Source organism: Thioalkalivibrio sp. AKL9 (genome assembly GCF_000377825.1).
GTDB classification, from domain to species: Bacteria; Pseudomonadota; Gammaproteobacteria; order Ectothiorhodospirales; family Ectothiorhodospiraceae; genus Thioalkalivibrio; species Thioalkalivibrio versutus.
In genome coordinates this window covers 126,627-144,819 of the sequence record NZ_KB905108.1, presented here as the reverse complement: position 1 = coordinate 144,819, position 18,193 = coordinate 126,627, and the positions used below count along the sequence as shown (strand labels likewise).

Annotated in this window: 17 protein-coding genes; 7 read left to right on the top strand and 10 right to left on the bottom strand. The window is 67.5% G+C overall.

All coding sequences use genetic code 11. The features are described 5' to 3' along the window. Positions 1-126 precede the first annotated feature (126 nt). Positions 127-960, top strand: coding sequence for a rhodanese-like domain-containing protein (locus D573_RS0107495; protein WP_018938386.1), 834 nt, complete (start codon positions 127-129; stop codon positions 958-960). Positions 961-1,035: 75 nt separating this feature from the next. On the opposite strand, the gene D573_RS0107490 is transcribed toward D573_RS0107495, so the two are convergent. Both D573_RS0107490 and rpiA read right to left on the bottom strand, forming a co-directional pair. Next, positions 1,036-1,245: a DUF2905 domain-containing protein gene (locus D573_RS0107490; protein WP_018938387.1), complete on the bottom strand. Its 210-nt coding sequence runs from the start codon at positions 1,243-1,245 to the stop codon at positions 1,036-1,038. A gap of 19 nt (positions 1,246-1,264) precedes the next feature. Further along, positions 1,265-1,927 (bottom strand): ribose-5-phosphate isomerase RpiA, encoded by a 663-nt coding sequence (gene rpiA, locus D573_RS0107485; protein WP_026313012.1) that lies wholly within the window; start codon positions 1,925-1,927, stop codon positions 1,265-1,267. 103 nt (positions 1,928-2,030) lie between these two features. On the opposite strand from rpiA, the gene ilvA reads away from it, so the two are divergent. Next, the gene (gene ilvA, locus D573_RS0107480) at positions 2,031-3,545 is read left to right on the top strand and encodes a threonine ammonia-lyase, biosynthetic (RefSeq protein WP_018938388.1); all 1,515 of its coding nucleotides are present in this window, start codon (positions 2,031-2,033) and stop codon (positions 3,543-3,545) included. Between the two features lie 293 nt (positions 3,546-3,838). On the opposite strand, the gene D573_RS0107475 is transcribed toward ilvA, so the two are convergent. Genes D573_RS0107475 through D573_RS0107440 form a run of 8 tightly spaced genes read right to left on the bottom strand, consistent with a single transcriptional unit; the run spans position 3,839 to position 12,302 of the window. Further along, positions 3,839-4,672 carry a symmetrical bis(5'-nucleosyl)-tetraphosphatase gene (locus tag D573_RS0107475; RefSeq protein WP_018938389.1) on the bottom strand — a complete coding sequence of 278 codons (834 nt, stop codon included), beginning with the start codon at positions 4,670-4,672 and terminating at the stop codon, positions 3,839-3,841. Between the two features lie 9 nt (positions 4,673-4,681). Then, positions 4,682-5,080, bottom strand: a complete 399-nt coding sequence (apaG, locus tag D573_RS0107470; protein ID WP_018144096.1) for a Co2+/Mg2+ efflux protein ApaG — start codon at positions 5,078-5,080, stop codon at positions 4,682-4,684. A 58-nt stretch (positions 5,081-5,138) separates the two neighbouring features. Then, positions 5,139-6,116: a glucokinase gene (locus D573_RS0107465; protein WP_018938390.1), complete on the bottom strand. Its 978-nt coding sequence runs from the start codon at positions 6,114-6,116 to the stop codon at positions 5,139-5,141. A 34-nt stretch (positions 6,117-6,150) separates the two neighbouring features. After that, positions 6,151-6,954, bottom strand: coding sequence for a 16S rRNA (adenine(1518)-N(6)/adenine(1519)-N(6))-dimethyltransferase RsmA (rsmA, locus tag D573_RS0107460; protein WP_018938391.1), 804 nt, complete (start codon positions 6,952-6,954; stop codon positions 6,151-6,153). Further along, entirely contained in the window at positions 6,951-8,009 is a 1,059-nt protein-coding gene (pdxA, locus tag D573_RS0107455) for a 4-hydroxythreonine-4-phosphate dehydrogenase PdxA (RefSeq protein ID WP_018938392.1), read from the bottom strand. The genes rsmA and pdxA overlap by 4 nt, the downstream gene beginning before the upstream one ends. After that, positions 7,975-9,417 (bottom strand): peptidylprolyl isomerase, encoded by a 1,443-nt coding sequence (locus D573_RS0107450; RefSeq protein ID WP_018938393.1) that lies wholly within the window; start codon positions 9,415-9,417, stop codon positions 7,975-7,977. Before D573_RS0107450 ends, pdxA begins: the two co-directional genes overlap by 35 nt. Next, entirely contained in the window at positions 9,401-11,653 is a 2,253-nt protein-coding gene (locus tag D573_RS0107445; protein ID WP_018938394.1) for an LPS-assembly protein LptD, read from the bottom strand. Before D573_RS0107445 ends, D573_RS0107450 begins: the two co-directional genes overlap by 17 nt. A 7-nt stretch (positions 11,654-11,660) precedes the next feature. Next, entirely contained in the window at positions 11,661-12,302 is a 642-nt protein-coding gene (locus tag D573_RS0107440; protein ID WP_018144090.1) for an adenylate kinase, read from the bottom strand. A gap of 239 nt (positions 12,303-12,541) precedes the next feature. Here D573_RS0107440 and ppa point away from each other — a divergent pair, with 239 nt between their 5' ends. The 5 genes from ppa (at position 12,542) to D573_RS0107415 (ending at position 18,182) form a co-directional block, all read left to right on the top strand. Then, positions 12,542-13,078 (top strand): inorganic diphosphatase, encoded by a 537-nt coding sequence (ppa, locus tag D573_RS0107435; protein WP_018144089.1) that lies wholly within the window; start codon positions 12,542-12,544, stop codon positions 13,076-13,078. A 113-nt stretch (positions 13,079-13,191) separates the two neighbouring features. Then, positions 13,192-15,069, top strand: a complete 1,878-nt coding sequence (gene mrdA / locus D573_RS0107430) for a penicillin-binding protein 2 (protein ID WP_018938395.1) — start codon at positions 13,192-13,194, stop codon at positions 15,067-15,069. Continuing rightward, positions 15,066-16,184 (top strand): rod shape-determining protein RodA, encoded by a 1,119-nt coding sequence (gene rodA / locus D573_RS0107425; RefSeq protein WP_018938396.1) that lies wholly within the window; start codon positions 15,066-15,068, stop codon positions 16,182-16,184. Before mrdA ends, rodA begins: the two co-directional genes overlap by 4 nt. Continuing rightward, positions 16,181-17,212, top strand: a complete 1,032-nt coding sequence (gene mltB, locus D573_RS0107420; RefSeq protein WP_018938397.1) for a lytic murein transglycosylase B — start codon at positions 16,181-16,183, stop codon at positions 17,210-17,212. Before rodA ends, mltB begins: the two co-directional genes overlap by 4 nt. Continuing rightward, positions 17,169-18,182 (top strand): septal ring lytic transglycosylase RlpA family protein, encoded by a 1,014-nt coding sequence (locus D573_RS0107415; RefSeq protein WP_081618744.1) that lies wholly within the window; start codon positions 17,169-17,171, stop codon positions 18,180-18,182. Before mltB ends, D573_RS0107415 begins: the two co-directional genes overlap by 44 nt. Positions 18,183-18,193: the final 11 nt, after the last annotated feature.

The window sequence follows — 18,193 nt, the reverse complement described above, 5'->3', positions numbered from 1 at the left end:
GGCACCGGGCGGTTGCGACGGAATAAAGGATCGTCACGTCGCGTCGCCCCATCGGGCGTACGCAATGCCCGTCCAGGCCGCGGCAGTGTATGCGGCATGTCCACCCGTCCATGCAAGGGAGTTCGCATGACCTTTCGCTCTTTGAGTCCCCGTCTCGCCGTCATGGCCCTTTGTTTCGGGCTGGCGGCGGCCCCCGTCGTGGCCAGTGCCCAGGCCTTTGTCGAATTTCCCGGCCGCAGTCTTTACGAGCGATTCGGCGTGGATGCCGTGGACCTGTTCGATCTGCGGGGCCAGTTGTCGCGTTCCACGGTGATCGATGTCCGCCCGCGTCTGGAATACGACATCCTGCACATCGAGGGGGCCCATCATGTACCGCTGGGCGCTCCGGATTTCGAGGATCAGGTCCGGGCCCTGGAAGAGCAGCATGGCGGGCCCCTGGTGTTCTACTGCAACGGGCGCGAGAGCTACATGTCCTATCGCGCTGCCGCGCGGGCCAACGCGGCCGGACTCGGCCCGACCCAGGCCTATGACGCCGGCGTCGCGGACTGGGCAGATCGCTACCCGGGGCTGGCCATGCTCCGCGGCGAGCCGATCGAGGACCCCGAGACCCAACTCATCACGGACGAGGCCTTCGAGGCGCGGTTGCTGGATGCCGACACCTTCGCCCGTCGTGTTCGCAACGACGACAATGCGGTGGTGCTGGACGTGCGCGGCAACGAGGAGCGTGACGAGATCTCGCTGTTTGCCGGGCGCGAGATGTCGGCCCCGTTGGAGAACATCGATACGCTTAACCGTTTCCTTGGCCGGGCCAACAGGGATGGTGATGCGCTGTTGATCTTCGACCAGAACGGTCAGCAGGTGCGCTGGTTGCAGTATCACCTGGAGGAACGCGGCATCGAGAACTACCACTTCCTGGAAGGCGGCCTGCAGCAATTCTACGATGAGGTGATGGCGCGCTGATTGGCGGTCTCACCGCTTGCCCACGTTAAAAAGGGCCGGGATCATATGATCCCGGCCCTTTTTTCTGGAGCGGTATCAGCGACGAAACAGCGCCAGGAGGACCGTGATCCCCACGCTGACGATGATCATCGTGGTGAGCGGGAAGTAGAAGCGGGCGTTTTCGCGTTCGATCACGATGTCACCCGGGAGCCGGCCCCAGGGGATTTTTCCGAGCCACGGCCACAGCAGACCGATCAGGACGATCAGCCCGCCGATGATGATCAGCCATTTGCCCGTCGCGGTCACCGTGGCGGACTCGACCCGCTTAACCGGCGGTCATCTCCTCGACGCCCGAGGCGGAGCCCACCAGCATGACATCCGCCGAACGGCGGGCGAACAGTCCGTTGGTCACGACGCCGGCGATATGGTCCAGCTCGGATTCGAGCTCAACCGGGTTCATGATGCGCAGGTTGTGCACGTCGAGAATCACGTTGCCGTTGTCGGTCTTGAAGCCCTCGCGCAGTTCCGGGTTGCCGCCCAGCTTCGACAGGGCGCGGGCCACGTGGCTGCGCGCCATCGGGATGACCTCGATCGGTAGCGGGAAGGCGCCGAGATAATCGACGACCTTGGTCTCGTCGACCACGCAGACGAAGGTCTTCGACGCCGCCGCGACGATCTTTTCGCGGGTCAGCGCGCCGCCGCCGCCCTTGGTCAGGTGCAGATGCCGGGTCGCCTCGTCGGCCCCGTCGACGTAGATCGGCAGCGGACCGGCGGAGTTCAGGTCCAGTACCTCGATACCGTGGCCGCGCAGGCGCTCGGCGCTGGCCTCGCTGGAGGCCACGGCGCCATCGATCTTGCCCTTGATGCCGGCCAGGGCGTCAATAAAGTAGTTCGCGGTGGAACCGGTGCCCACACCCACGATCCAGCCGCTCTCGATCCGTTCCAGCGCCGCCTCGGCGACCGCCTTTTTCATTTCGTCCTGATTCATCACCGTCTCCCGAATATTCTGTCCGTAACCCATTGAGGATACCGACTGCTCCGTCCCCGGGACAAGCGGAAGCGTTAAGGCCTCGCATGCTATCGTTTGGGCCATGAAATTCCCCTATCTCGAGAAGATCCTGACGGCACGCGTCTACGATGTCGCGCGCGAGACGCCACTGGACCCGATGCCGAATCTGTCGGAGCGCCTTGGCTCCACGTTGTGGCTGAAGCGCGAAGATCTGCAGCCGGTCTTCTCGTTCAAGCTGCGCGGCGCCTACAACAAGATCGCCCAGTTGACCCCGGAACAGCGCGCAAAGGGCGTGGTGGCCGCCTCCGCCGGCAACCATGCGCAGGGCGTTGCGCTGGGGGCCAGTCACCTCGGCATCAAGGCCGTGATCGTAATGCCGGTGACCACGCCGTCGATCAAGATCGACGCGGTGCGCCGGTTCGGTGGCAAGGCTGTGCTGCACGGCGACTCCTTCGACGAGGCGGCCGCCCACGCCCGCGAACTGGAACAGAAACACGGCTACACCTTCATCCATCCGTTCGACGATCCCGACGTGATCGCCGGGCAGGGCACGGTGGCGATGGAGCTATTGCGCCAGCACCCGGGTCATCTGGACGCGGTGTTCGTGTGCATCGGGGGGGGCGGACTGGCGGCCGGCATGGCCGCCTACATCAAGCGCCTGCGTCCGGAGATCAAGGTCATCGGCGTGGAGCCGGACGATGCGCCCTCGATGTACAAGGCGCTGCAACAGAACCGCCGGGTCACCCTCAAGCAGGTCGGGATCTTTGCCGACGGTGCGGCTGTGCGTCAGGTCGGCAAGGAGACCTTCCGTCTGTGCCGCGACCTGATTGACGAGGTCCTCCTCGTGGACACCGACTCCATTTGCGCGGCCATCAAGGACATCTTCGATGACACCCGCGTGGTGGCCGAGCCGGCCGGGGCCCTCGCGGTGGCCGGGATGAAGCAGTACATCCAGCGCGAGGGCCTGCAGGGCGCGAACCTGGCGGCGGTACTCAGCGGGGCCAATATCAACTTCGATCGCTTGCGCCACGTGGCCGAGCGCGCCGAGATCGGCGAGCATCGCGAGGCCCTGTTTGCGGTCACCATCCCCGAGCGTCCGGGTAGCTTTCGTCAGTTCTGTCAGGCCATCGGTAAGCGCGGGGTCACCGAATTCAACTACCGCTACGCGGATGACGAGAAGGCCCAGGTCTTTGCCGGTATCAAACTGGAAGGGGGCGACGCCGAGCGCCAGGAAATCCTGGCGGCCCTGGAGGAGGCGGGTTACGACGTTCTGGACATGACCGAGAACGAGGTGGCCAAGCTCCACCTCCGGCACATGGTCGGCGGCCACGGTGGCGAGGTCCGCAACGAACGGATCTACCGCTTCGAGTTCCCGGAGCGCCCCGGCGCGCTGCTGAATTTCCTGACGCACATGGGCCAGACCTGGAACATCAGCCTGTTCCACTATCGCAACCATGGTGCCGCCTATGGCCGCGTGCTGGTCGGCATGCAGATCCCCGCCGAGGATCGGGCGCGGTTCCGCGAGTTTCTGAAGGAGGTCGGGTATCCATGGCACGAGGAGACCGGGAATCCGGCCTACTCCCTCTTCCTGCGCTGACCGCGTCTCGCCTGGCGATCCCTGGCCAGGAAGGCCAGGCTCTTCGTCCGATCTCTAGGGCCGCAGATGCGTGTGGGGTCGCCTGCCTTCGTGTGGCTGGCCCTGGTTCGTCCTCCGGTGTTTTACGGTGGCTTCGGTTCGCCGCCTGCCATGCGCTGGCGAGACAGCGCACGGCAGTATACGGACCGAAGCCACCGTAAACACCGAGCGATGAACCATGGCCAGCCACAACATGGCATATGCGGCCGGATGGAAGGCGGGTGCCTGGAAGGTGCTGCGCGGTAGCGGCCGGGTCAGGCGGGACAGGGCGTTTGCCAGGTCGTCACGCGGGTGGGATCGCCGTCCGTGTTGTCGAGGCGGGCGAGGGTCATGCGGTTGCCCCAGACGCAGCCGCTGTCCAGGGCCAGCCAGTCCGGTCCGACGCGATGTCCGAGGGCGGCCCAGTGGCCGAACGCGATCGGGTGGCCGGCGGCCGCGCGGCCGGGTACCTGGAACCAGGGGGTGAGGCCGGATGGGGCCTCTTCCGGCGGGCCATTGCCGGCGAATTCCAGCGCCCCATCGGAGGTGATGTAGCGCATGCGGGTGAAGGCGTTGATGGTGTAGCGGGAGCGGTCGTAGCCGTCGAGATCGGGGCTCCACAGTGTCGGTTCATCGCCGTACATGACCTCGAACAGCGCCTGACGGCGGGCGGGGTCGCGTAGATCGGCCTCCACGCGCTGTGCCTCGGTCTGCGCTGTGTCCGGGTCCCAGGCCGGCGGGAGGCCCGCATGCACCAGGGTCCAGCCGCTGGACGCGTCGGAATGCAGGAGCGGGCGCCGCGCCAGCCAGTCCAGCAGGTCGGCGGCATCCGGGGCGTCCAGCACCGGGCGCAGGGTGTCCTTGCCGCCGGGGGGGCGCACGCCTTCCGCGGTGGCCAGCAGGTGCAGGTCGTGGTTGCCCAGTACTGTGGTCGCGGCATCCCCCAGCGCCCGGACCCGGCGCAGGCAGCCGAGCGAGTCCGGGCCACGGTTGACCAGGTCGCCGACCAGCCATAGATGGTCGGCCGCCGGGTCGAAGCGCACCTGCTCCAGCAGGCGTTCCAGCGGCGCCAGGCAGCCCTGGAGGTCGCCGACTGCGTAGAGGGCCATCGGGCCGGCCTAGTGCAGCGTGCGCGGGACGGATAGCGTGAACGGCGGGATTGGCGCGTCGAAGGTGTTGCCGCGTTCGTCGCGCATGCCGTAGCTGCCTTCCATGGTGCCTACCGGGGTCTCGATCACCGTGCCACTGGTGTACTCGAAACTGTCACCGGGCTCGATGCTGGGCTGTTCCCCGATCACGCCCTCGCCGCGTACCTCCTGCGTCTGGTCGCGGCCATCGCGGATGATCCAGTGGCGGTTGAGCAGTTGCACGGTCAGCGCCCCCGCGTTGCGGATCACCACGTGATAGGCGAAGACATAGCGGTCGTCATCGGGTTCCGACTGGTCTTCCACATAGGCAGTGGAGACCTCGATCTCGATGGTGTGGGCTTCGGTGTCGTGCTCTTGGGGCTGGTTCATGCGGTTGCGGCTCCAGATTCGTGAGCGGGAAACGCCCGTGCGCGGGGCAGGCCCGGCGTCAGGGTTTCACGGACCGGCTGGCGTAAACGGCAGCGCCGAGCAGGCCCGGTTCGGGGTGCATGATAAGGGCCACGGGCAATTGCTCAAGCAAGTGGGTCATCGGTGGGCGATTACGGAAGGTGCTACGAAAGCGTGGTCCGCGGAATGCCTCGAGCCAGCGCGGGGCGATGCCACCGGCCAGGAAGACCCCCCCGGTGGGGAGTGCGGTCAGGGCCATGTCCGCTAGTTGCCCGGCGTAGATGCCGACGAAGCGATCGATGACGGCTTGAGCCGCGGGGTGCCTGGCGAGCGCCAGTTCGCCAATCGCCGCGGCGGGTTCGGCGGTCTCCAGGGCCTGTGCCAATTCGGGGTCAGGCTGGCGGTCGAGCTCGAAATGCCCGATGCGGGCGATTCCACGACCGCTGAGCAGATGCTCGCGTGTGCAGTATCCCAGTTCGCGGGCTACGAAATCGCCCAGTGCGGCCTCCTCCGCCCCGCTGGGCGAGAAGCGCGCGTGGCCGCCCTCGCCGGGAAAGATGGTGGCGGCGCCGGGCGGGCCCACCAGACAGGTGCCGAGCCCGGTACCGGCGCCCGCGACCAGACGCAGGCCGGCGGGATCGTGCGCTCCTTCCTGCAGGGTTTCATAGTCCTGTGGCTGCAGGGCGTCGAGGCTCGCGCCGATGGCGGCAAAGTCATTCAACAGAGTGACGGGCAGCCCCAGGTGATCCGCGAGCGTGGTGGTGTCCAGCGCTGGCCAGGGCAGGTTCGTGACGCGCGCCCGGCCGTGATGCACGGGGCCGGCCACCGCCAGACCCGCCGCAGCAAAGGTATCCACTGTCGCAACCTCGGTGCGCCAGCGTTCGAGGATGCTGGCCAGGTCGGGGTGTTCGCGGCTGCGGTAGCGCTCGCCCTCGTGCAAAGACCACCCGTCCGCATCGCGGTGGGCGCGGGCAACGCGGGTATTGGTCCCGCCAACATCGGCAACGATCAGGTCCATGGGCCCATGGTAGCGGATCGCGGCCGCCGGCTGTTCAGGGGGTGGCGGGGTGGAGGCGTCGAGCCAGGGCTTCGAAGCCGGTGATGTCGATGTTCTCCGGGCGCTCGCCCGGATCCAGGCCGGCGGCCTCGAGGTCGGCGATCTCGGCCAGGCCGGAGAGACCGCGGCGCAGGGTCTTGCGGCGGCTGGAGAATGCCTGGTTGACCACCCGCGCGAAGGTTGGGTACAGCGTCGGCGCGACGCGCGGTTCGGCCAGGGGCGTGATGCGCACGACGCTGGAGTAGACCTTGGGCGGGGGGTGGAAGGCCCCGGGGGGCACGGTGAACAGGGCGGTCGCCTCGGCGCGGGCGGCCAGCATCACCGTCAGGCGCCCGTAGCGCTTGCTACCGGGGGCGGCGGTCATGCGCTCCACGACCTCGCGTTGCAGCAGGAAGTGCATGTCGCGGATGGCGCCGACCTGATCCAGCAGGTGGAACATCAACGGGGTGGAGATGTTATAGGGCAGATTGCCGACCACACGCCAGCCCCGCTCGGGCAACGCGCCGAGGTCGGATAGCTGCATATGCAGGGCGTCGCCCACGTGCAGGTCCAGGCGTTCGGGGGGGAAGCCGGCGCGCAGGCCAGCCGCCAGGTCGCGGTCGATCTCCACCGCGACCAGATGCTCCAGGCGCTCCAGCAGGGCGGCCGTCAGGGCGCCACGGCCAGGACCGATCTCCAGCACGGCATCGCCGGGTTGCGGGGCGATCGCCGCGACGATGCGCGCGAGGATGCCGGCATCGTGGAGGAAGTTCTGGCCGAAACGCTTGCGGATCGGCGACGAGGTCTTGATTCGGGTCATGCCCTGGGGGTGCTCCGGCGTGCGGCGGCTCGCGCCGCGAGGGTTTCGGCCAGGCGTTCGGCGGCCTGGAAGCTGCCGACCTCGGCGCGCCCGGTGCCGGCCAGATCCAGTGCCGTGCCGTGGTCCACCGAGGTGCGGATGAAGGGCAGGCCCAGGGTGACATTGATGGCGCTGCCGAAGCCGGCATGCTTGAGCACCGGCAGTCCTTGATCGTGGTACATGGCGAGCACGGCGTCGACGCCGTGCAGGGCGCGCGGGGTGAATGCGGTGTCGGCCGGGAGTGGCCCGCGCAGACGCATGCCGGCTTCCCGCAGGCGGTCCAGGGTGGGGGTGATGATCTCGATCTCCTCGCGTCCGAGGACACCATCCTCGCCGGCATGCGGGTTCAGCCCGCAGACGGCGATCACCGGATCGGCGATACCGAAGTCGCGCTGCAGGTCGTGATGCAGGACGCGGGTCACGGCCTCCAGGCGGTCTGCGGTGATGGCGTCGGGGACTGCGCGCAGTGGCAGATGGGTGGTGACCAGCGCGACCCGCAGGCCCTCGGTGGCCAGCAGCATCACCGGCATCGGCGCGCCTGCACGCTCGGCCAGCCACTCGGTGTGACCACTGAAGGCGATCCCGGCGCGGTTGATTACGCCCTTGTGCACCGGACCGGTGACCATCGCCTCGAAGGTGCCGTCGAGGCAGCCGGCGGCGGCCGTGGCCAGCAACGCCAGCACGTGCTCGGCGTTGGCCGGGTCCAGGGTGCCGGCGACCACCGGGGTTGCCACCGGTACGGGCAGGATCTCCAGGGTGTGGGCCGGGGTGATCGCGCGCGGGCGTTCCGGGTCGAAGTGGATCAGGCGCAGGGACTCGCCGAGCTGGCGGGCACGGGCCTCGAGGACGTCCGGGTCGGCGATGGCGACGCGCTGCGCGTGGCCATGCTGCCGGGCCATGGCGATCAGGAGATCGGGCCCGATACCGGCGGGGTCGCCGGCGGTCAGGGCCAGGCGCGGGACCGCGTGGGCCCCGCGCGGATCAGGAGCCGAAGCCGTCGACCCGGTATTCGACATAGGCCTCGTCCCGCAGGCGGCGCAGCCACAATTCGAGTTCTTCCTCGCGCTTGCGGTTCTGCAGGATCTCGCGGGCACGGGCCCGGATCTGTTCGCGTGAGGTGTCGACCTCGCGGCGTTCCAGGACCTCGATGATGTGCCAGCCGAACTGGCTCTCCACCGGTTCGCTGACCACGCCCGGTTCCAGGGCGTCCATGGCCTCCTCGAAGCCGGGCACCAGTTCGCCCGGGCTGACCCATCCGAGGGCGCCGCCCTGGGCGGCCGAGCCGGGGTCGTCCGAGTTGGCGCGTGCCAGGTCCTCGAAGCTCGCGCCCTCGCGGATGCGGTTGTACAGCGACTGCGCCTGGCGGCGGGCGTCCTCGTCGCTGCGCACCTGGTCCGGGCTGATCAGGATATGGCGCACGCGGGTCTGCTGCACGCGCGTCTGGTCGCCGCCCTCGCGGTCCAGCAGTTTCATGATGTGGAAGCCGCCGGGCGAGCGCAGGACCTCGCTGATCTCGCCTGTGCGCATCAGCACCGCTTCGCGGGCGAACATGCCGGGGATTTCGCCGGCCGAGCGCCAGCCGAGGTCGCCGCCTTCCAGGGCCTGAGGGCCTTGGGACTCGCTGATCGCGACGGTGGCGAAGTCCTCGCCCTCGCGCACGCGCTGGCGCAGCGCTTCGGCCTTCTCGCGTGCCTCGGCGATCTGGCTGGCATCGGCGCCCTGGGGCAGGGGGACCATGATCTGTGCGATGCGGTAGCGCACGCCGCGGTCGATCGCGCCGCTCTCGGAGGCGATCAGGTCGGCGATCTCCGGGTCGGAGACGCGGATGCGCTGGTCGACCTGGCGGCGCTGCAGCTGGTTCACGGTCAGTTCGTGGCGGATCTGTTCGCGAAAGGCGTTGAAGTCCACCCCGTCCTGCATCAGGGCCCGGCGCAGTTGCGGCAGGGTCATGCGGTTCTCGCGGGCGATGTTTTCCATCGCGCGGTTCAGGGTCATCTCGTCGATATTGATGCCGACGCGCTCGGCTTCCTGCAGCTGCACGCGCTCGACGATCAGGCGCTCCATGACCTGCCGCGCCAGGGTGTCCTGATCCGGCGGGCGGGTGCCGCGCTCGACCATCTGCTGGGCGATCAGGTTCATGCGTTCCACCAGCTCGCGCTGGGTGATCACGTCGTCGCCCACCACGGCCAGGATGCGGTCGGTGAAGCGGTCGCCCTCCGGGGTGATGGGGGCGGCCGGGGCCCCGCTGTCGCGGGCGGCCCCTGGGGTGACTGGGGCCTCGACCGCGCCCTGCGAGAGGTCGCCGGCCGCGGGCGCGGTCGTCTGGGCCATCGCCGGCAGGCCGAGGCCGTAGACCAGGGCGGCCAGCAGCGGCAGCAGGGCGCGGGCCTTGCCGCGGCGGCGTTGTTCAGGGACGTGCGTCATATCCGGCAATACCCTCGCGCAATAGCGAATCCACGCCGGAATCGAACCGTGCCAGGCCGTCCAGCGTGAGTTGGAAGTAGATCGAGTTGTCGTAGGTCTCGTCGAAGGAGTACGCGCGGCGTGCGACCACGCGGATACCATAGCAGCAACTACGATACTGAAGCCCGGCCAGAAGTTCGAGATCGCGTTCCTCCTGCAGGCTGTAGTTCCAGCGCCCGATGGCGTCGATGCGCTCGGTGACCGGCCACATCACGGAGACATCGGTCTGGTCGATGGAGCGGGCGCCGGCCTCGCGCTGGCGGTAGCCCACGTTGATCCGGGCGCGTTCGCGCGGGCTGTAGCCGACCGAGACCGCCGCCAGGGTGGTCTCGCCGGCATCCTGGTTGTAGAGGATGGATCCGCGGCCGTCCCAGGCATCGCCGATGCGGACCCGGCCTTCCAGTGCCAGGTCGGAGGTGGAGGCGTCCAGTACCGGGGCGTTGGGGTTGCGCCGGACCTCGCGGTCTTCCAGATAGTGGATCTGGCCGGCGGACAGGCTCAGGCGTTCAAGCCCGGTCTGCTGGTCGAAGATGCGCGTGGTCAGGGCGGTGGTGACCTGATGGGTGTCGCCCACCCGGTCGGCGCCGACGAAGCGGTCGAGGCTGAACAGGTTGTCGAAGCTGAAATCGGCCTCGCCGGTATCGAAGATCGGGATGTCATTCTGGTCGCGGTAGGGCACGTAGCCGTAGAAGATGCGCGGTTCCAGGGTCTGCAGGCGCTGGCCGCCCGCGATCGGACGTTCGAAGATCAGTCCGGTGTCGATGGAGGCGCGCGGCACGGTGCGGCTGATCGATTCCGGACGGTCATCCTGGCCGCGGCGGTCCAGCTCGTAGCGGGTGTGACGGACCCCGAAGGCGGGTTCGAAGAAGAAGCCGCCGGTGTCATGGCGCCAGCGCACCTCGGGGTTCAGGTCGAGCCGGGTGCCCAGCGGGCGCCCGGACTGATCTTCACTGCGCTCGAAACGCACCAGTTCGGTGTCGAGGTCCCAGGACAGGCCGTGGCCCAGGTATTCCCCGGCCTCCAGCGTGATCTGCGGCAGGCGCTGGTAGGGCTCGCCGGCGGCACTCAGCTCGGGGTCGACGATCTGGTAGTCCTCGATACGCGTGCGCAGGCGATAGGCCGGCTGGTTCCAGGTCAGGTCGGCGGAGCGCCGCAGATAGGGGGTGGAACCGGCGTAGCGGTCCGAGTTGCCGAAATCGAAGAAGTATTCGCGGTCGGAGACATCCGCGGCATCGAGGCGCAGGTTCAGATTGGAAGTGATCCGGGTCTGATGGCGCCACTGGGCGAAGTGGCGGTCTTCGCCGGTCTCGCGGTCATCCGGCAGGTAGCGGACGTCAAGCACACCATGGTGCCGGGGCTGCAGATAGCGGAACTCGGTGCCCAGCATTACCCCGCGGTCGGCCATGATGCGCGGGGTAAAGGTCGCGTCGTAGTTGGGCGCGATGTTCCAGTACCAGGGCGTCGCGAGATCGAACCCGGTGCGCCCGCCGGTACCCGCACTGGGCAGCAGGAAGCCACTCTTGCGGCGATCATCCAGCGGGAAGTTGATGTACGGGGTGTAGGCGATGGGCACACCCTTGAAACGGATCGTCGCGTTGCGGGCCACGCCGACGCCGCTTTCGCGGTCCAGCTCCAGGTCGCCGGTGCGCAGCCACCAGGAGTCGTTGCCCACCGGGCAGGTGGTGTATTCGGCGTCCTCGAAGTCGTGGAGGTGCGGGGCATGCTGAACGCCGCGTTCGGCGCTACCGCGGGCCGGGATGGACTGCACCAGGAAATCGATTCGGCGGAACTCGCCGGTCTCCGCGTCCAGGCGATATTCGCCGCCTTCGGTGTGCAGCAGCAGGTCGCCGTCGAACAGCCGGGTGTCGCCCTCGGTGCGCGCAGTGCCGGAGGCGCGGTCGTATTCGAGGAAGTCGGTATCCAGGCGTCGCCCGGCCTCGAACAGGTGCACGTTGCCCGTGGCCGAGATGCGTTCGCCATCGCGGCGGACGTGATCGGCGTCAATCTCGGTCAGGCCGCCCTCGAGGGTACGCAGCTCGGGCCATTCGATCCCCGGGGCAAACGCGCATCCCGACGGGCGGTCGTCGGCGGGAACGGTTACGGGGATCAGGCCGGCGGCCGCCAAGCCCAGGCTCACCGCGACCTGCCGCGCGATCGGGTGACGGCGAGGCGCGGAGCTGGCGGGCCGGCGGCTCATCCCGAATTCAGGACAGCAGCTGGCGGATCTCGTCGAAGATCAGCTCGATGTCGCGGGTGCCGTTGATGTGCTTGAGCAGGCCATGACCGTCGTAGTACTCGATCAGCGGCTGGGTCTGCTCCTCGTAGACCTTGAGGCGGTTGACCACGGTCTCTTCGTTGTCGTCCGCGCGGTGGACCAGGTCACCGCCGCACAGGTCGCACACGCCTTCCTTTTGTGGCGGGAAGGTATGGGTGTTGAACACTGCGCCACAGTCGCCGCAGGAGACACGCCCGGTCAGGCGCTGCTTGAGTTCCTCGAACGGGACGTCGATCTGGATCGCGCGGTCGAGCGGCGACTCGATGTCGGCCAGCATGGTATCCAGGGCCTCGGCCTGGGCGACGTTGCGCGGGAAGCCGTCGAGGATGAACCCCTTCTGCGCATCGGGTTCCTGCAGGCGATCGCGGATCAGCCCCAGCACCAGGTCGTCGGGGACCAGCTGGCCGGCATCCATCGCGCTCTTGGCCTGCTTGCCGAGTTCTGTCTCGGCGGCGACGGCGGCACGCAGCAGGTCGCCGGTGGAGATCTGGGGGATGCCGAAGGTGGCGACCATCTTCTTGGCCTGGGTGCCCTTGCCGGAACCGGGGGCGCCCATCAGGACGATACGCATAGCTGACTCCTGCCGGGTGCCGCGCCGAACCGCAGGACTAGCCGGGAACGGGGGCGGCACGGTGAATGGCGGTGGCGAAACGGGGCTGGTCACTGAAGACGCAAACCGTTTCCCGAGCGCGGTCTTATACCGCCTGAAGGTGCTTGCCCGCAACCGTTGGGGCCGCTGGCCGGGTGCCCTTGAGGTGCCTGTCCCCTGTATAATGCCCGGCTAGCCAAACCAACTTTTGGGAAGCAAGCATGGACATGAACCAGATCGAAGCCGGCAAGGATCTCCCCAATGACGTCAACGTCGTGATCGAGATCCCCGCCCACGGGCAGCCCGTCAAATACGAGATCGACAAGGACAGCGGGGCCCTGATGGTTGATCGCTTCATGACGGTCGCGATGTTCTATCCGTGCAACTACGGGTTTGTTCCGCACACCCTGTCGGAAGACGGCGATCCGGTGGATGTGCTGGTGGTCACCCCGGTGCCGCTGATGCCGGGTTCGGTGGTGCGTTCGCGTCCGATCGGCGTGTTGCAGATGACCGACGAGGCGGGTGTGGACGCCAAGATCCTGGCCGTGCCGGTGACCAAACTGCATCCGCAGTACGAAAAGTATCAGGGGCCGGAGGACGTGGGTCAGGAACTGCTGGACTCGATCAAGCATTTCTTCGAGCACTACAAGGAGCTGGAGAAGGGCAAGTGGGTCAAGGTCGAGGGCTGGGCGGACGCCGAGGCGGCCAAGGCGGAGATTGTTGCCAGCTACAAGCGTTTCCAGAAGAGCAAGATCTGACGTCGCCACCCGCTGCATGCAGCGCGAGGCCAGCGCCGGGCCACCCCCCTGGGGCGGTCCGGTCTTTGCGTGGGCGGTGGTCAGTGGGGGTCACGGCCCCGTGACCCCCTGAAATGGCCGAACGCGACGCCTACGGCGAGGAACAGCAGGACCGCGAACGCTTTGCCGTGCGCATCCTGCTGGCGCTGGTGATCCTGGCGGTCATTCTGCTGGCACTGGGCTGGCGGCTTTCGGGCCTGCAGGTCGGTGCGCACACGCACTTCACCACGCTCTCGGAGAACAACCGCCTGCGGGTGGAACCGATTGCCCCCACTCGAGGGGTGATCCGCGACCGTAATGGCGTGCTTCTGGCGGGCAATCGCGCCTCCTATCAGCTGGAGGTCACGGTCGAGCAGGCCGGCGATCTCGATTCCCTGCTCGCCCGCCTGCGCGGTTACGTGGAGCTAAGCGAGGCGGACGTCGAGCGGTTCCAGCGCGGGGTGCGTCAGCGGCGGCCGTTCCAGCCGGTGTTGCTGAAGGCCGGCCTGGACGACGAGACGGTGGCGCGGATTGCGGTTTCGCGCCACGAGCTGCCCGGGGTGGAGATCGAGGCGCGGCCGCTGCGGTTCTATCCGCTGGGGTCCAAGTTCTCGCATGCGGTCGGCTATGTCGGGCGCATCAATCAGCAGGACCTGCAGCGGGTCGACGGGCGTGCCTATGCCGGCACTTCGCATATCGGCAAGAGCGGCGTCGAGCGCTACTACGAGGATCTGCTGCACGGGCGGCCGGGCTATCGCCAGGTGGAGGTGAACGCCCAGGGGCGCGTGATCCGCGAACTCTCGGTGACCCCGCCGCAACCGGGCACGGACCTGACCTTGACCCTCGACGTCAACCTGCAGCAGGCGGCCTATCGGGCGTTGGCCGGGCGGGACGGGGCCATCGTGGCCGTGGATCCGAATAATGGCGAGGTGCTTGCGCTGGTCAGCGCCCCCGGTTTTGATCCCGAGTCGTTCGTCCACGGGATCTCGCAGGCCGACTTTGCCGCGGTGCGTGACGACTATCGCCGGCCCCTGTTCAACCGCGCCCTGAGTGGCCAGTACCCGCCGGGTTCGACGATCAAGCCGCTGGTGGGTCTGGCGGCCCTGGACGAAGAGGTGACCACCGCCGAGCGCGAGATGTTCGCCCGCGGGTATTTCCAGCTCCCGGGGCATGAGCGGCGCTATCGCGACTGGCGTCGCGAGGGGCATGGTCGCGTGGACATGTCGCGCGCCATCGCGGTGTCGTCGGACGTCTATTTCTACGACCTGGCCCACACCATGGGGATCGACCGCATGGTCCCGATTCTGGGGGCCTTCGGGATCGGGCAGCGGACCGGGATCGATTCCACCGGGGAGCGCCCGGGCATCCTGCCCAGCCGCAACTGGAAACGGGCCACGCATGACCAGGTGTGGTTTCCCGGCGAGACCCTGATCACCGCAATCGGCCAGGGCTACATGCTGTCGACCCCCCTGCAGATGGCCGACTTCACTGCGGCCCTTGCGGCCCGTGGCGAGCGTTATCAGCCGCACCTGCTGCGCGCCATGGACAACGGAGTGGGCGAACCCGAATATCGCTTGCCCATGCTGCGGGATCCGGTAACGGTCGACGAGAAACACTGGGACGCCATCCATGGCTCGCTGGTGGAGGCCGTGAACGCGCGTCATGGCACCGCCTGGGGTAGCATCGGAAGTACCCGGCCGGAGTACACCATCGCCGGCAAGACCGGTACCTCGCAGGTGTTCAGTCTGGGCGAGGACGAGGAATACGACGAGGAGGAACTGGCGCGCCGCCTGTGGGACCATGCCCTGTTCGTCGGATATGCCCCGGCCGAGGACCCGCGCATCGCGGTGGCGGTGCTGGTGGAACACGGCGGTTCCGGTGGCCGGGTGGCGGCGCCGGTGGCCCGCGAGGTCCTGGACGCCTACCTGCTGGAGGGGGCGGGCATGACGATCGATGTCCCGGAGGACGAATGATCAGCGTGACCGGCCGCGAGATGTCCGTTAGTCAGTGGGCGCTGCGCAGCCTGCGCCTGGACAGCGTGCTGCTGGTGCTGCTGTCCATCCTGCTGTTGCTGGGGCTGGCGGTACTGTTCAGCGCCACCGGCGAGAGCGTGGTCGCCCTGGAGCGACAGGTCATGCGGATCGGCCTGGGGGTGGCCGCCATGCTGCTGGTCGCCCAGGTGTCCATGCATGCCCTGCGCGCGATCTCGCCATGGCTCTTTGTAGCCGGGGTCCTGCTGTTGCTGGCGGTGATGTGGGTCGGGGATGTTGGCAAGGGCGCGCAGCGCTGGCTGGATCTCGGCTTCATGCGCTTCCAGCCTTCGGAGATCATGAAGCTCGCGGTGCCGATGATGGTGGCCTGGTACCTGTCCCAGCGGGATGGTCGTCCGCGCTTCCGAGACCTGGTGGTGACTGCGGCGCTGATCCTGGCGCCGGTCTATCTGATCATGCAGCAACCGGATCTGGGCACCTCGATGCTGGTCGGGGCCGCCGGGTTCCTGGTGATCTTTCTTGCGGGGCTGGGCTGGCGCTGGTTCGTTGGGCTAGGGTTCACGGCGGCCGCCGCCATCCCGATCCTGTGGTCGCAGATGCTGGATTATCAGCGCCAGCGGGTGCTGACGCTGTTCAACCCGGAGTCCGATCCGCTGGGCGCCGGCTATCACATCATCCAGTCGAAGATCGCCATCGGGTCCGGCGGGCTGTATGGCAAGGGCTGGCTGAACGGGACCCAGTCGCAACTGGAGTTTCTGCCCGAGCGTTCCACCGACTTCATTTTTGCGGTCTACGCCGAGGAATTCGGCTTTATAGGTGTCGCGCTGTTGCTGCTGCTGTATTTTGCGATTGTTGCGCGCGGGCTCTGGATCGCCGCGCTGGCACAGGATCGCTACGCCCGGTTGCTGGGCGGGAGTATCAGTCTGACCTTTGCGGTCTACATGGTGGTCAATATCGGCATGGTGACCGGCCTGTTGCCGGTGGTCGGCGTGCCGCTGCCCCTCGTCAGTTACGGGGGTACTTCGCTGGTGACCCTTATGGTCGCCTTCGGTATTCTCATGAGCATAGCCTCCCAGAAACGCCTGGTGAATCGATGAGCCTGAACTTGCGCCCCGTGTGGGCCCGCATTGTCCGCCCGACCCTGTTACGGACGGGGCTGGTCCTGTCCCTGGCTGCCGTGTCCCTCCCGGTCGCGGCCGAAAGCGAATTCCGTGCCGGCGATCCGGCGTATCTCGAGCGCGACGAGGTGCAGGCGTTCATCGACGAACAGGTGGAGGCCGGCCGCGACCGCGAGGCGCTGGAGGCGATGTTTGCCGCCGCCGACCCCCAGCAGCGCATCCTCGACCTCATCTCCAGCCCGGCCGAGGCGCGGCCGTGGAAGGACTATCGTCCGATCTTCATCACCGACCAGCGCATCGAGCGCGGTCACGACTTCATGGAAGAACACGGCCGCTGGCTCAAGCGCGCCGAGGATCGCTTTGGTGTGGAGCCGAAGATCATCGCCTCCATTATCGGGGTCGAGACCTACTACGGCCGCAACACTGGCGGCTTCCGCGTGTTCGATGCCCTGGTGACCCTGGGCTTCGACTACCCGCCGCGATCGGATTTCTTCCGCCGCGAGCTGGGTGAATTCCTGACCCTGGTGGACGAGGAAGGCCTGGATCCGCGCGAGACGCGCGGATCCTACGCCGGGGCCATGGGGCGCGGTCAGTTCATCTCGTCCAGCTATCGCCACTACGCAGTGGACTTCGACGGCTCCGGTCAGCGTGACCTGTTGAACTCCTGGCCGGACGCGATCGGCTCGGTGGCCAACTACTTTCGCGAGCACCACTGGAACCATGGCGAGCCGGTGGTGGCGAAGGCGCGGGTCGAGGGGGATGCCCACGAGGCCCTGATCAGCCGTAACTATCAGGCCCGCTTCGGTCTCGACGAACTGGCCGAGCACGGCATTTATCCCGACGAGGCCGTGGACGAGGATGGCGAGTATTCCTTCATTCGTCTCGAGGGCGATGACGGTTACGAGTACTACCTGGGATACCCGAACTTCTACGTGATTACCCGCTACAACCGGAGCCCGCTGTATGCGATGGCCGTGCACCAACTTGCCGAGGCACTGGCCGACTAGTCCGGCCTCCGGGCCTGCGCCCGGGGCGCTCCTGCTGGGGTTTGTGTTGCTGGCGCTGGCTGGCTGTTCCGGTACCCCGGAGCGCGACCCGCGCCCGCTGGGTGACGCCGCCTATGACAGTTACCCCGATGCGGCCGACGTGCCGCAGGACCTGGCCCTGATCCCGGAACCGGAGCCGCGCAACGAGCCGCCCAGCCGCTATGGCAACCCGTCGGAATACGAGGTGTTCGGGCAGCGTTATCGCACCCTGCGGACCAGTGACGGCTTCGAGGAAGAGGGCATTGCCTCCTGGTACGGCACGAAATTCCACGGCCGGCGTACGTCCAGCGGCGAGCCCTATGACATGTATGCGATGACGGCGGCACACAAGTCTCTGCCGCTGCCAAGCTATGTCGAAGTCACCAACCTGGAGAACAACAAGCAGGTGGTGGTGCGGGTGAATGATCGCGGGCCATTTGTGGATGGGCGCATCATCGACCTTTCCTACGCTGCGGCCCATCGCATCGACATGACCGATGCCGGTGTGGCTCGGGTGCGTGTGCGCTCGGTGGGGCCGGGTGATACCGAGTCCGACGACCGAGTTGCGGCCGCGCCGGCCGCGGGGCCCGTCGTCGACGTGGCCGCCGTGACCTCGCCGGAACGGGTGGGCGAGCGAGCCCCCGAACCGCTACCGGAGACAGCAGACTCCGGGATGCCCGCCGCCGGGTCCAGCGGCGAGGGCGCCGGGGGCGGGCGTTTTGTCCAGGTCGGGGCGTTTTCCGAGCGCCAGTCGGCGGAACAGGTGCGCGAAGATCTGCGCGCCCTGGGTTTCGACCCGGTTCGTATCTCCACCCTGGGGCGGGACGACGGTGCGGACCTCCATCGCGTGCGGATTGGCCCGTTGGCGGATGGCGATGAGGTCCGCGCGATCACGGATCGCCTGCAGGGTGCGGCGCACGTTGATTACCGCGTAGTCGAGAACGCCCAGTAAAGGCTCTGCCG

Excerpts from the sequence above, each read along its gene's own strand:
- D573_RS0107475 (WP_018938389.1), bottom strand. The coding sequence starts at position 4,672 with ATGGCCCTCTACGCAGTCGGCGACCTCCAGGGCTGCCTGGCGCCGCTG.
- rsmA (WP_018938391.1), bottom strand. The coding sequence starts at position 6,954 with ATGACCCGAATCAAGACCTCGTCGCCGATCCGCAAGCGTTTCGGCCAG.
- apaG (WP_018144096.1), bottom strand. The coding sequence starts at position 5,080 with ATGAACCAGCCCCAAGAGCACGACACCGAAGCCCACACCATCGAGATC.
- ilvA (WP_018938388.1), top strand. The coding sequence starts at position 2,031 with ATGAAATTCCCCTATCTCGAGAAGATCCTGACGGCACGCGTCTACGAT.
- D573_RS0107465 (WP_018938390.1), bottom strand. The coding sequence starts at position 6,116 with ATGGACCTGATCGTTGCCGATGTTGGCGGGACCAATACCCGCGTTGCC.
- D573_RS0107450 (WP_018938393.1), bottom strand. The coding sequence starts at position 9,417 with ATGACGCACGTCCCTGAACAACGCCGCCGCGGCAAGGCCCGCGCCCTG.
- D573_RS0107445 (WP_018938394.1), bottom strand. The coding sequence starts at position 11,653 with ATGAGCCGCCGGCCCGCCAGCTCCGCGCCTCGCCGTCACCCGATCGCG.
- mrdA (WP_018938395.1), top strand. The coding sequence starts at position 13,192 with ATGGCCGAACGCGACGCCTACGGCGAGGAACAGCAGGACCGCGAACGC.
- rpiA (WP_026313012.1), bottom strand. The coding sequence starts at position 1,927 with ATGAATCAGGACGAAATGAAAAAGGCGGTCGCCGAGGCGGCGCTGGAA.
- D573_RS0107415 (WP_081618744.1), top strand. The coding sequence starts at position 17,169 with ATGCGATGGCCGTGCACCAACTTGCCGAGGCACTGGCCGACTAGTCCG.
- D573_RS0107440 (WP_018144090.1), bottom strand. The coding sequence starts at position 12,302 with ATGCGTATCGTCCTGATGGGCGCCCCCGGTTCCGGCAAGGGCACCCAG.
- D573_RS0107495 (WP_018938386.1), top strand. The coding sequence starts at position 127 with ATGACCTTTCGCTCTTTGAGTCCCCGTCTCGCCGTCATGGCCCTTTGT.
- mltB (WP_018938397.1), top strand. The coding sequence starts at position 16,181 with ATGAGCCTGAACTTGCGCCCCGTGTGGGCCCGCATTGTCCGCCCGACC.
- rodA (WP_018938396.1), top strand. The coding sequence starts at position 15,066 with ATGATCAGCGTGACCGGCCGCGAGATGTCCGTTAGTCAGTGGGCGCTG.
- ppa (WP_018144089.1), top strand. The coding sequence starts at position 12,542 with ATGGACATGAACCAGATCGAAGCCGGCAAGGATCTCCCCAATGACGTC.
- pdxA (WP_018938392.1), bottom strand. The coding sequence starts at position 8,009 with ATGTCGAATACCGGGTCGACGGCTTCGGCTCCTGATCCGCGCGGGGCC.